This is a genomic window from Streptomyces europaeiscabiei (assembly GCF_036346855.1).
In the GTDB taxonomy this organism is placed as follows: Bacteria; Actinomycetota; Actinomycetes; order Streptomycetales; family Streptomycetaceae; genus Streptomyces; species Streptomyces europaeiscabiei.
This window is the reverse complement of record NZ_CP107841.1, coordinates 7518657-7531379: the sequence shown is the minus strand read 5'-3', so window position 1 is coordinate 7531379 and position 12723 is coordinate 7518657. Positions and strand designations below refer to the sequence as shown.

Sequence of the window (12723 nt, the reverse complement as noted above, 5' to 3'; positions counted from 1 at the left end):
CTCGGACTCGCCTACGGCTCAGCTGCCGACGAACGTCAACTGCTGCTGACGGTGAGGTTGTTGGTGGTGAAGTTCAGGCCACCGGAGGACGAGGTGACCTCGAAGCCGAACTGCACGTCACCGATGGTCTCGTTGCCCATCCAGCCCTTGGTGTCCTTGATCCACTTGAGGATGGGGAGGATCTGGACGGTGCCGGAGTTGGAGTCGGAGGTGCGCAGGAACGAGAAGACCTCGTTCGCGCCGTTGTTGCCCTTGTAGACGGTCCAGGTGTGGCCGCCGAGCGTCACGTTGCCCTGCGAGGTGCCGAGCGCACCGACGGCCCCGTTGTAGTTCACCCAGAGCATGATCTCGTAGTCGTAGTCCGTGTCCCAGATGTCATAGGAGGAGTTGTACGCGCCCGACGACGGAACCGTGACGTTGTAGCTGCTGTTGAGCGAACCGAGCGAGGTGATCGTCTTGTTGATCACCTTCTTGGAGTTGGGGTACGACTTGATGCCGCCGGTGTTGGGGTGGTTGGCCCAGACTCCCCAGTTGGTGCCGGAGTTGGCCCAGATGCACTGGCTGCCGGCGCCGGAGCCCCAGATGTTGTTGTAGAGCGTGTAGCCGTTCAGGCTCGTGTTGCCCCACTGGTCGCAGGAGTTCCAGACTGCGGCCGAGGCGGGGGCGGCGGCGAGGCCGACGGTGGCACCGAGAGCGAGGGCGGGGGCCAGCAGGACCTTGCCGATCCCTGCCAGGGTGCGGGTGCGGGTACGTGTTGCCATGGGGTGTCGCGTCCTTCCATGGGTGGGGGGAAATACGGGGTGGGGAGCTACCGCGGCCCCGGAGTGAGGACGCGGTCTTCTCCGGCGACGAGGTCGGGCGCTGCGAACGTTTCGACGCCGGAGGAAGTCCGAGTGCGACGCGGCTGCTCCGGGTGGGGCGGAACACCGCGGTCGCTCGGGGTCATGTGGTCGGGGTCATGTAGTCGGGGTCATGTGGTCGGGGTCATGTGGTCGGGGTCATGTCGTAGGTCGTCGTGGTCGTGTCGCAGGTGGTCGTGGTCGTGTCGCAGGTGGTCGTGGTCGTGTCGCAGGTGGTCGTGATCGTGTCGCAGGTGGTCGTGGTCATGACCGCAGCACCGCCACGCCGTACCGGCCGAGCGACAGCGTTCCGGTGACGGTCGTCTCCGTCAGCAGGTCGCGATGGGTGCCCGGTACGTCGACGGTGACCGCGTCGCGGCCGTGGTTGAGCACGAAGAGCACATCGCCGCGCCGCACCGCCTCGACCCCGTCGGGCAGTCCGTCGAGCACGGGCCGTACCCCGGCGTCGGCCGCGACCCGCGCCAACAGGGCGCGCAGCTCTGCGGGTTCGGGCAGTGTGGAGACGTACCAGGCGCGGCCCCTGCGCACCACCGCCGGGAGTCCGTCGAGTTCGCCGCCCTTGTAGGGGACGATCTCGTCCGCGTCCACCGCCTCGATCTCCTCGGACCACAGGGTCCCGCGGAAGACCCCCCGGAGGCCCTCGCACTCGACCTCCTCCCCCGCGTCCAGCGGCCACCACTCGTGCAGGGTGCGGATGCCGAAGAGGTCGCGGAGCCGCGAGTCCATGCCGCCGGGGCGGACACGGTCGTCCTCGTCGGCGACACCGGTCAGGAAACCGCTGACGAGGGTGCCGCCACCGCGTACGTACGCGAGGAGGTTCTCGACGGCCGCGTCCGTGAGCAGATAGAGCTGCGGTACGACCACGAGCCGGTACGCGGAGAGGTCGTGCTCGGGGTGGGCGAAGGCGGTGGTGAGGTTCGACTCCCACAGGGCGCGATGCCAGGACCGCACGACCTGGGCCAGGTCGACCTCGGACGACAGCCGGCCGTCCTGCGCGCCGGCCCACCAGGAATTCCAGTCGAACAACACAGCCACGCCAGCCTGTAGATGATGTCCCGTCACTTCGCTTCCGATGGCCGCCAGTTCGGATCCGAGCTGCTTGACCTCCTGATACGTACGCCCCTGCTCACCCGCGTGGCTGACCATGCCGGAGTGGAACTTCTCCGCGCCCTGCCGGGACTGCCGCCACTGGAAGTAGCAGACGGCGTCCGCGCCCCGGGCGACGGCCTGGAGGGACCACAGGCGGTTGAGGCCGCGCGGCTTGGGGTGGTTGACGCCGCGCCAGTTGACCGGACCGGCGGCCTGCTCCATGAGCATCCACGGGCCGCCGCCCGCCTGCGAGCGCGTCATGTCCTGGATCAGCGCCCCGTTCTGCGCGCCGAACGGGTCACGCGGGTCCGGGTAGATGTCGACCGAGACGACGTCCTCCTCCTCGGCCCACCGCCACGCGTCCTGCCCCACCCACATCGGCATGAAGTTGGTGGTGACCGGGAGGTGCGGGGTGTGCCGGCGGACGATGTCACGCTCGATGACGTAGCACTCCAGGAGCATGTCGCTCGTGAAGCGCTTGAAGTCGAGCACGTGTGTGGGGTTCTTCATGTAGTGGGCGCGGCGGGGCGGGAGGATCTCGTGCCAGCCGTCGTAGCCCTGGCTCCAGAAGGCCGTTCCCCAGGCCTCGTTGAGCGCTTCGAGTGTGCCGTACTTCCGCCGGAGCCAGTCGCGGAAGGTGACCGCCGCCTCGTCGCCCCAGTCGTAGGTGCAGTACTCGTTGTTGATGTGCCACATGGTGAGGGCCGGGTGGCCGCCGTAGCGGGCGGCGAGGTCCTCGGTGATGGCGGCTGCGTAGCGGCGGTAGGTGTCGCTGGAGTGGGAGAAGTGCTGGCGGGAGCCCCACCACTCGACCTGCCCGTTCTCGTCGCGCGGGAGGGTCTCGGGGTGGAGGCGGCCCATCCACGGCGGCGGGGAGGAGGTGGGGGTGGCGAGGACGACGCCGATACCGCCTGCGTACATCAGGTCCATCAACGTGTCCAGCCAGCCGAACTCCCGCGCTCCCGGCCGGGGTTCGAGCTTCGCCCAGGAGAAGACGCCGAGGGTGACGGTATTGACGCCGGCCTCCTTCATGAGGCGTACGTCCTCGTGCCACACCTCCTCGGGCCACTGCTCGGGGTTGTAGTCGCCGCCGAAGAGGACGCGGCCGCGCGTGGCGTGGGCGAGGGTGGGAGTCGTGGGCTCCGGCATCAGGCCGGCTCCCCGTACTGGATGCCCCGTCCGTTCGTCGCCAGGTACACGCGGCCGTACACGCGCGGGTCACCGGTGATGGCCTCGCCGGTCCAGCCCCACTGGTGGGCGTCGTCGTTGATGCGGGTCCACGTCTTCGCGCCGTCGTCGGAGCGGTAGACGGCGGTGATGGTCTCCGTCGAGCCGACCTGGTAGATCGCCGGGTAGCCGGCGCCTTCGGCGGCCTTGCCGAAGCCGAGGGCGTACGAGGCCCAGCAGCTTTCGATCTTCGAGAAGGTCACCCCGCCGTCGGTGGAGCGGTACAGGCCGTTCCACTTCACGCTCAGCCACAGGTCACCGCCGAGTCCGGGGGCGGCGACCAGCTTGAACTGGCTGTCCCCCGCGGGCAGTCCGGTCGCGCGTGCCGTGAACGAACGGCCACCGTCTGTGCTGGCGTACAGCGTCCCCGTGTCGGTGTCGTAGGCGTAGAAGAGGGTCGGGTCGGCCGGGTCGGCGACCGGCGTGGCGCCCTTCGGGAAGGAGGAGACCTCTGTCCAGGTCGCGCCGTTGTCGCCGGATCGGTGGGCCGCGTACTTCGTGCCGTCCCAGTGCACGAAGGACCACAGCAGCGCGCTGCCGTCGGCGTTGGTGGCGATCGGCCCGGGTGCGTCCTTGGCGATGGCGGGCTGGGCCTTGAAGGGCGCCCAGGTCCGGCCGCCGTCGTTCGAGTAGGCGCCGTTTCCGTTGTCGCCCCAGCCGGTGCGGACCACGTACGACGGCTTCGCCGCGGCCTGCGCGAGTCCCGTCGCCGAACCGAACACGGGGTTCGACGCCATGCCGCGTGAGGGGGACGCCGTGAGCCGCTCGTGGTACATCGTGCCGATGTCCCCCAGCCCGCTGATCAGGTGCGCCTCTCCGGCCGGGGGCGAGATCAGCTGGCGCACGGACGTCTCCTCAAGACCCCGGATCTGCGGCGCCCAGCGCTTGAGGTCCCGGGTGCCGTAGAGGGTCGCGCCGGTGCCGTACACGACGTGCTTCGAGTCGTACGGGTCGAGGGCGAGCGCCTGGATCCACCAGCCGAACTTCGGCTTGTCCGCACCCCACTTGAGATAGGGAGTCTCGGACACGTCGAAGACGGCGGAGTCCTTGAGCGAGGTCCATGTACGGCCGCCGTCGGTGGACCGGTACACGGTGTCGATGGCGGCCCAGCGGTTGTTGGTGGACACGACCACCGTGCCGGGGCGGCGGGCGTCGACGGCGACGCCGCCGTAGGCGAAGGTGTCGGCGCCGTCGTCGCTCGTGGTGCCGCCCGGCTTCACCGGGGTCACGTCGGTCCACTTGCCGGTGGTGGTGCGGAGCTTGTGCACACTGCCGTCGGACTGGCCGTTGGGGCCGGGCGCGTTGGCGTACGTCACGTACAGGTCGCGGGTGTGCCTGTCGTACGCGGCGCGGATCGGGACCTTGGCGGAGGTGCCGGTGGGGCGGCCGGGGACGGCCTCCCAGGTGGTTCCGTCGCTGGTCCGGTAGAGGTTGGCGGAGGTGCCGTCGCCGTCGCCCCAGCCGGCGTGGACGGTGCGTCCGGCGGCGACGAGCAGGGTGACGCCCTGCCCCGTGGCGCTGGGGGTCGCCGGGAAGCCGGTCGCCTTCGCCCAGGTGGCGCCCCGGTCGGTCGACTTCAGCAGGCCGTCGTGTCTGGTGCCCAGCCACAGGGTGTCGCTGTCGCGCGGGTCGACGAGGAGGCGTTCGCCCGCGCCCCGGCCGTCCTCGTTGGCGCCGAGCTTGACGGTGAGATCGGTACGGGTCCAGGTGGCGCCGCGGTCGTCGGAGCGGAGGATCGCGCCGTTGCCGGCCCAGGACTGGGCGTAGGTGCCGAGGGCCAGGTAGAGGCGGTTCGGGTGGGCGGGGTCGATGGCGATGGCTTCCACACCGAGGAGGTTCCAGTCGTCCCAGCCGAGGTGGTCGGTCAGCGGGGTCCAGCGGGCCTTGCGGTCGTCCCAGCGGTAGGCGCCGCCGATGTCGGTGCGGGCGTAGGCGAGGCCGCGTACCGCCGGGTGGAAGAGGACACCGGTGACGAAGCCGGTGCCGCCGATGACGGCGGTGCGCCAGCGGTACGTGTTGTCACCGGTGGCGGCGTCGGCTGCCGGGGCCTCGGCTGCGTGGGCCGGAGTTCCCAGCGCGGGGAGGCTGGCGAGTGCGGCGGCTGCTGTCCCGGCGAGTACGGTGCGGCGGCTCGGCTGTGGGGTGCGCATGACATACCTCGTTTTGCGGGGAGGGGTACGGGGTGGGCGCCTTGCGGCTCGGGGGGTTCGGTGCGTCGGCGGCTGCGGGTGGTGTGTGGTTGCTCGCGCAGTTCCCCGCGCCGCTCAAGGGCCTACGGCCCCTTCCGGGCCGAGAAGCAGGGGCGGAGCCTCGCTTTTTCAGGGGCGCGGGGAACTGCGCGACCAGCCACGAATCACCCGCAGCCGCCGACGAACCCCCACCCCGAGCTCATATGCGCCCCGGTCAGCCCTTGACCGCGCCGGTGAGCATGCCCTTCTTGAAGTGCTTCTGGACGAAGGGCGAGAGGACGGCGACGGGGAGCAGGGCCATGACCATGACCGCCATCTGGATGGCCAGCGGGGAGAGCTGGCCGGTGTTGATCTGGGCGGAGAGGCCGACCGGGCGTTCCTGTTTCTGGACGAGCTGGATCATGACGTTCTGCAGCGGCATCATGTCCTGGTCGGTGAGGTAGATGGAGGCGTTGAACCAGGCGCTCCAGTAGCCGACCGCGTAGAAGAGGGCGATGACCGCGAGGACGGCCCTCGACAGCGGCATCACGATCTTCCACAGGATGCGCCAGTCGCCGGCGCCGTCGATACGGGCGCTGTCGATGAGTTCCGGCGAGATGCCCATGAAGAACGAGCGCAGCACCAGGATGTTGAAGACGCTCACGGCGCTGGGCAGGATCAGCGCGAGGTAGGTGTCGGTGAGACCGAGGCCCTGGACCAGGAGATAGGTCGGGATGAGCCCCGCGCCGAAGAACATCGTGGCGAGCAGGGTCATCAGGATCCAGCGGTGGCCGAGCGAGCCGACGCGGGAGAGGCCGTAGGCGCACAGCACCGAGACGGCCATGCTGAACAGGGTGCCGACGAGCGTGACGCCCACGCTGACCAGGGCGGCCGTCTGGACCTGGCCACCGCCGAGGAGTTCCCGGTAGGCGATGAAGGTGATGCTCTTGGGGACGACGACCAGGCCGCCCGCCTCGTCGATGGTCTTCTTCGTCTGGAGGCTGGTGACGATGACGACCCACAGGGGGAAGAGGATCGCGAGGCAGGCGAAGCCAAGGACGATGCCCTTCCCCGCGAGTCCCGCCTTCGCGGGTTCCTCCTCCCAGGCGGGGCGGGGCGGCGCGGCCCAGCGGCTCGGCCTGCGTACCGTCGGCCGCTCGTTGGTGGGCTTGGCCGTCTCGGCCGCCTTGTCGACGAGTGCGCTCATTTTTTGTACACCCCCTGCTCGCCCATGAGGTGGGCGACCTTGTTGGCGGTCAGGACCAGTGCGAGGCCGACCACGCCCTTGATGAGTCCCGCGGCGGCGGCGTAGCTGAAGTCCTGGTTGCGGATGCCGTTCCACCACACATAGGTGTCGAGGACGTCGGAGGCGTCGACGCCCACCGCGGAGCGCTGCAGCAGCAGTTGCTCGAACCCGACGGTGAGGGCGTCACCGACGCGCAGCACCAGGAGCAGGGCGATCACCGGGCGCAGCGCGGGGAGGGTGACGTGCCACATGCGCCGCCAGCGGCCGGCGCCGTCCATGGCGGCGGCCTCGTAGAGGTCGGTGGAGACGGAGGAGAGCGCGGCGAGGAAGACGATGATGCCCCAGCCGGCGTCCTTCCAGATCATCTCGACCGTGACCAGGTACTTGAAGGTCTCCGGGTTGGTCATCAGGTCGAAGCCCTCGACGCCGTGCTGGCGAAGGGTCTGCGCGATGATGCCGGCGCCACCGAAGATCTGCATGAACACGGTGACGACGAGGACCCAGGAGAAGAAGTGCGGGAGGTACATCACCGCCTGGGCGACGGCCCGGATCCGGGGCCTGACCACGCTGTTGATGAGCAGCGCGAGCACGATCGGGACCGGGAAGAACAGCACGAGCTGGAGGAAGAACAGCACGAAGGTGTTCTGCACCGCGTGCCAGAAGGCCGAGTCCGCGAAGATCCGCTCGAACTGTTCGAGGCCGACCCAGGGGCTCTCCAGCATGGCGACGAAGCCGTTTTCGCTGAGATAGGGGTCGTAGTCCTGGAAGGCGACCACATTGCCGAGGATCGGTATGTAGTTGAAGACCAGGACGAGCAGGATCGCCGGCAGCGTCATCAGGATCAGTGTGCGGTCACGCCGGAATCTGAGCCTGAGGCTCAGTCTGCCGGTGCGCCGGTCGCCCCGGGGGCTGGACCCGGTGGTGCCGCCGGAGGCCACCGGGGGCTCCTCGGGGGTCTTCGCCTCGGCCCTGGGCCGGGGCACCGTGCTGTGGGACACGGCCTTCTCCTCGCCTCGACCCCGGGTCAGTTCGCCGAACCGGTGTCGTCGAGCAGCTTCTTGTACCAGTCGCGCAGGTCGTCGCCGCCCTTGCTCTTCCAGTCGGTCACCGCCTGCTGCATGTCGCTGATCTTCTTGCGGCCGCGCACGATGTCGTCCTCCAACTGCTCGAAGTTGTCGGCGAGGTTGGCCCAGCGGTTGGGTTCGGTGACGGTCAGCCCGAAGAAAGAGGTCTTCTTGGTGAAGGCACCCATGCGCTGCTGCCACTCGACGATGCCCTTGGTGACCTCGGGCAGATCGACGTAGGCGACGTACGGGGCTGGGTTGCCGGTGAGGTCGTAGGCGCTGTTGACCTCGTTGATGCCCTGGGTGGTCTTGACCGGCAGACCCTTCTTGGTCTCGTAGTCCGTGCCCTCGACGCCGTACGCGGTGAGCATGAACTCCTTGGTGCCGTAGGGCGCGGCGCAGTAGTTGCAGAGTGCGAGGAAGTCCTTGATCTGTTGTGCGCTCGCCTTCTTGCTGATGAAGGTGAAGATGCCGGCCGGCTGGTCCGCCCAGAGGGTGGGGTCGCCGCCGTCGGCGCCGAAGTAGTCGAACGCGGCCATCTCGAAGTCGGGGTTCTGGGTGCGCTGTTCGGCCGTCTTCCCCCACCAGTCGGAGATGTTCTGGCTGTAGACCAGCACCTCCCCGGCGGTGAACCGGTTGCCCGCGTTGCCTCCGGCCTTGACGTTGAGGGCGTCCGGGTGGACCACGCCCGCGGCGTAGAGCTTGCGCGTCCATTCCAGGGCTTCCAGGTACTCGTCGGTCTCGACGCGGTTGACGAGCTTGCCGTCGACCATGTTCCACCACAGCGCCTTGTCGCCACCGGGGAAGACGCCGTAGATGTGGAGCGCCGCCCACTTCATGTCGTCGCAGGCCCAGAGCTTGGACTTCGCGTCGGTGGCCTCCTTCGCCCAGGACAGGAACGCGTCCGGGCTCGTCGGAACGTCGTAGCCGTTCTTCTCGAAGAGGTCCTTGCGGTACATGGGCGCGATGCCCGTGACGTACGGGGCGGGCATGGGAATCGCGCGCAACTGCCCGCCGAAGATGCCGCGTTGCCAGGCCTCGGTGGGAACGGCCGCGAGGTTCGGGTACTCCTTGACCTTGTCGCCGGAGAGGTACGGGCCGAGGTCGGCGAACTTGGCGTTGATGGCGCTGGGTATCCGGCCCATCAGGTTCCAGGCGGGGACGACCACGACGTCGGGGATGTCGCTGGAGGCGAGGACCGCGCCGAGCTTCTGGTCGTAGGTGACGCCGTCCTGGTTCTGCCAGGTCACCTCGACGCCCGCGGCCTCGTTCATCGCCGTGTAGTACGGGTTGTCGCCCTTCGGCGGCGTCCCCCAGAACGGGGACATGACCTTCAGCTTGCCGCCGCTGCCCAGCTTCTTCGGGACCGAGGTCTTCAGGTCGGCCGTGGGGATCGCCTTGGTGAAGCCGGCGGGTGCGCCGTTCTTAGCCGGGATGTCGGGCGCCACGACGCTCGACGCGACGAACGTCGGAAGGATCTTCTGCGCGTCCTTGCCCGACGTCGTGCCCTCCTTGCGGCCTTCCTGCGAGCCGCCGCAGGCGGACAGCAGCGGCACACCCCCCGCCACTACGGCGGCGGCGACCGCCGTGGAGGCGAGGAAGCTTCTCCGGCTGGGCGCGGCGGAGGTGGCGGAGTTCGGCGTCATTGCGTCAACCCTTCATGGCGCACACCAGGACACCCGGCGGTGGCCGTCGGCTGCGGTGTCTTGAGTAGAACTGGCTGTGCTGAAGCGATGATCATCGGAGGGAGGTGAGCACGCGAAGCGTTTCCCTCCACAGTCGAAGCGCTTCGATGTTGCTGCGAGGTTAAGTGAACGACCGGGGGTGCACAAGGGTCGATTCCCAGATTCCTCGGAGGTGCGAACGACCGGAGCAACCCCTTCCGACCTTCGATATCCCGGCCTGAATGACGGTGGGGAAACGGATCTGTTGCGCCTTGGTCTCTTGACACCCACCCCACGGTCGAATGAGCATCGAAGCGCTTCGAAAGCGCCTCGCCGCTCCACCGCAAAGGGATCCCCACGTGACCGCACAGACGACGCCCACGCCGCCTTTCCGCGATCCGCAGCTGCCACTCGCGAAGCGCATCGACGACCTGCTCCAGCGGCTCGGTCCGGACGAGAAGGTCGCGTTCCTGCACCAGTTCGCGCCCGCCGTCGACCGTCTCGGGGTGGCCGCCTTCCGTACCGGCCAGGAGGCCTTGCACGGGGTGGCCTGGATGGGTCCCGCGACGGTGTTCCCGCAGGCCGTGGGGCTCGGCGCGACCTGGAACGACGACCTCGTCCGCCGCGTCGGCGAGGCCGTCTCCACCGAGACCCGCGCGATGCGGGCGCGCGACGACCGCGTCGGCCTCAACGTCTGGTCCCCCACGGTCAACCTGCTGCGCCACCCCCTGTGGGGCCGCAACGAGGAGGGCTACTCCGAGGACGCCAAACTGACCTCGGCGATCGCGACCGCGTACACCCGCGGCCTGCGCGGCGACCACCCCACGTTCTGGCGCACCGCCCCCGTGCTGAAGCACTGGCTGGCGCACAACAACGAGACCGACCGCTCCGTCACGTCCTCCTCGGTCCGTCCCCGCGTCCTGCACGAGTACGACCTGCGCGCCTTCCGCGAGACCGTCGAGGCGGGCGCGGTGGCCGGTGTCATGCCCGCGTACAACCTGGTCAACGGCCGCCCCAACCACGTCTCGCCCTACCTGGCCGACCAGCTGCGCACCTGGACCGACGAACACCTGCTGGTCTGCTCGGACGCGGGCGCGCCGTCGAACCTGGTCGACTCCGAGCACTACTTCGACACCCACGAGGAGGCGACCGCCGCCTCGCTGCGCGCCGGCGTCGACAGCTTCACCGACCACGGCACGGAGAGTTCGACGATGATCGGACGAATCCGGGGCGCCCTGGCCCAATCCCTGCTGACCTGGGACGACATCGACGGCGCGGTCCGCCGCCAGCTCTCGGTCCGCTTCCGCCTCGGCGAGTTCGACCCCGGGTCCGACCCGTACGCCGACCTCAAGGACTTCGACACCCCGGCCCACCGCGCCCTCGCCCAGGAGGCCGCCGAGCAGGCGGTCGTCCTGCTGAAGAACGAGGGCGGTCTGCTGCCGCTCCCGGCCGACACCCGGATCGCCGTCGTCGGCCTGCTCGCCGACGAGTGCAAGCTCGACTGGTACAGCGGCACCCTCATCCACCGCTCCACCCCGCTCGAAGGCCTGTACGACCGCTTCGGTGCCGAGCGCGTGACGTTCGCCGAGGGCGTGGACCGCGTACGCCTCAGGGCGCTGTCCACCGGCGCGTTCGTGTCCGTCCCCGAGGCGGCCGAGGCCGCCGACGAGGTACGCGGCGCCCAGGGGGCGCTCGATCCGGCGCTCCTGGCCGGCCGCACCGACCTGTCGCCGCTCACCACTGACGCGCACGGCACCGAGCTGGCACTCGTCGACTGGGGCGAGGGCGTGCACACCTTCCGGGCACCGGACGGCCGCTACCTCTCGGTCGCCGACGACGGATATCTGCGCGCCTCGGCCGATCAGCCGGGCGGCTGGATCGTCCAGGAGACCTTCCGCCTGGAGCCCTCCGAGTCCCACGGGAACGGTCACCTCCTCAAGCACACAGGGACAGGCCGGTACGTCACTGTCGACGCCGACGGCGTGAAGGTTGCCGACGAGAATCCGGAAACCTTCGAGCTCATGGTGGTGCAGCCCGGCGAGGAGGCCGTGACCAGGGTGGCCGCCGAGGCCGACGTGGTCCTCGTGGTCGCGGGCAACGACCCGCACATCAACGGCCGCGAGACCGAGGACCGTACGACTCTCGCGCTCCCCGCCCACCAGGAGCGCCTGCTGCGCGCGGCCCGCGCCGCCAACCCCAACACCGCGCTGGTCCTGGTCTCGGCCTACCCGTACGCCGTCGACCCCGCCGACCTGCCCGCCGTCCTGTGGACCGCGCACGGCGGCCAGGCCGCGGGCACCGCCCTGGCCCGGGTCCTCGCCGGTGACGTCTCCCCCGCGGGCCGCCTCCCGCAGACCTGGTACGCGGCCGACGCGGACCTTCCCGACCTGCTCGACTACGACGTGATCGGCGCCCGTCAGACGTACCTCTACTTCGAGGGCACCCCGCTGTTCCCGTTCGGCCACGGCCTGTCGTACGCGGAGTTCGCGTACGGAAACCTGGTCACCCACATGGGTGACGGTGAGCTGACGGTCTCCTTCGACGTCACCAACACGGGCGCGGTGACCGCCGACGAGGTCGCCCAGCTCTACGTCCGCGCCGAGGACCCGTCGGTCCCGCGCCCCCGCCGCGAGCTGGCAGGCCACCGCCGCGTCACCCTCGCCCCCGGCGCCTCGACGGAGCTGACCTTCCGGCTCCCGCTCTCCGTCCTGGAGTTCTGGGACGTGGCACACGGCACCTGGCATCTGGAACCGGGCGCGTACGAACTGCTGGCCGGCGCGTCGAGCGAGGACATCCGTCTGCGTACGACCGTCACCGTCGAGGGCGAGCCGGTCACCCCGCGCCCGGTCGTGACCCACGGCCTGAACGCGGCGGACTTCGACGAGCAGCGCGGCACGGCGATCGTCGACCGTGCGAAGGTGTCGGGCGACGCGGTGGTGCCGGCGGGCGGCGCGCCAGGAGAGCCGGAGGGCTCGGGCGGGCCGGGCGAACTGCTCTTCCGCCGCTGCGACTTCGGGGCGGGTGTCACCGAGATGACGGTGGAGGTGGCGGGCGAGGGGAGCGTCGAGTTCTCGCTCGTCGGCGGCCCGGTGCTGGCGACCCTCACGCTCGGCACGCCCACCGCGGACTCGTACACGTACACGACCCTGCGTGCCGCCGTCTCGGCGGCCGGCGTCCACGACGTCCATCTCAGCCTGCGCGGCCCGCTGCGGCTGGCGCACGTCGGCTTCTCCGGTTGAGGGTCCGGAACAGGCCGACACACAGAAGGGGCCCGGCACCGGAAGGCATCGGTGCCGGGCCCCTTCATCCCGGGATCTGACCCCAGAATACATGAAAATGATTGTCACAAGCTAGAGGTCACCAGGAACTGCCGGAAGATCCGGAGATCCGGAGATCCTCAGATGC

The 12723-nt window shown here is 69.5% G+C and carries 8 protein-coding genes; 1 reads left to right on the top strand and 7 read right to left on the bottom strand.

Features of this window, described 5'->3' with window-relative positions; all coding sequences use genetic code 11:
* Nucleotides 1-35: 35 nt before the first annotated feature.
* From OG858_RS33045 to OG858_RS33015, 7 genes are all read right to left on the bottom strand, one after another.
* Entirely contained in the window at nucleotides 36-761 is a 726-nt protein-coding gene (locus tag OG858_RS33045) for a glycoside hydrolase family 12 protein (RefSeq protein ID WP_319066724.1), read from the bottom strand.
* Nucleotides 762-984: 223 nt separating this feature from the next.
* The gene (locus tag OG858_RS33040) at nucleotides 985-1107 is read right to left on the bottom strand and encodes a hypothetical protein (protein WP_328544188.1); all 123 of its coding nucleotides are present in this window, start codon (nucleotides 1105-1107) and stop codon (nucleotides 985-987) included.
* Nucleotides 1104-3098 carry a beta-galactosidase gene (locus OG858_RS33035; RefSeq protein ID WP_319066722.1) on the bottom strand — a complete coding sequence of 665 codons (1995 nt, stop codon included), beginning with the start codon at nucleotides 3096-3098 and terminating at the stop codon, nucleotides 1104-1106. The genes OG858_RS33040 and OG858_RS33035 overlap by 4 nt, the downstream gene beginning before the upstream one ends.
* Nucleotides 3098-5326, bottom strand: a complete 2229-nt coding sequence (locus OG858_RS33030) for a 1,4-beta-glucanase (RefSeq protein WP_328544189.1) — start codon at nucleotides 5324-5326, stop codon at nucleotides 3098-3100. The genes OG858_RS33035 and OG858_RS33030 overlap by 1 nt, the downstream gene beginning before the upstream one ends.
* 253 nt (nucleotides 5327-5579) lie before the next feature.
* Nucleotides 5580-6551 (bottom strand): carbohydrate ABC transporter permease, encoded by a 972-nt coding sequence (locus OG858_RS33025; RefSeq protein WP_086752647.1) that lies wholly within the window; start codon nucleotides 6549-6551, stop codon nucleotides 5580-5582.
* Nucleotides 6548-7588: an ABC transporter permease gene (locus tag OG858_RS33020; protein ID WP_086752645.1), complete on the bottom strand. Its 1041-nt coding sequence runs from the start codon at nucleotides 7586-7588 to the stop codon at nucleotides 6548-6550. Before OG858_RS33020 ends, OG858_RS33025 begins: the two co-directional genes overlap by 4 nt.
* A gap of 26 nt (nucleotides 7589-7614) precedes the next feature.
* On the bottom strand, nucleotides 7615-9300 hold the full coding sequence (locus OG858_RS33015; protein ID WP_319066720.1) for an extracellular solute-binding protein: 1686 nt from the start codon (nucleotides 9298-9300) through the stop codon (nucleotides 7615-7617).
* 377 nt (nucleotides 9301-9677) lie between these two features.
* On the opposite strand from OG858_RS33015, the gene OG858_RS33010 reads away from it, so the two are divergent.
* On the top strand, nucleotides 9678-12557 hold the full coding sequence (locus OG858_RS33010) for a glycoside hydrolase family 3 C-terminal domain-containing protein (RefSeq protein ID WP_319066719.1): 2880 nt from the start codon (nucleotides 9678-9680) through the stop codon (nucleotides 12555-12557).
* The last annotated feature ends 166 nt before the right edge of the window (nucleotides 12558-12723 follow it).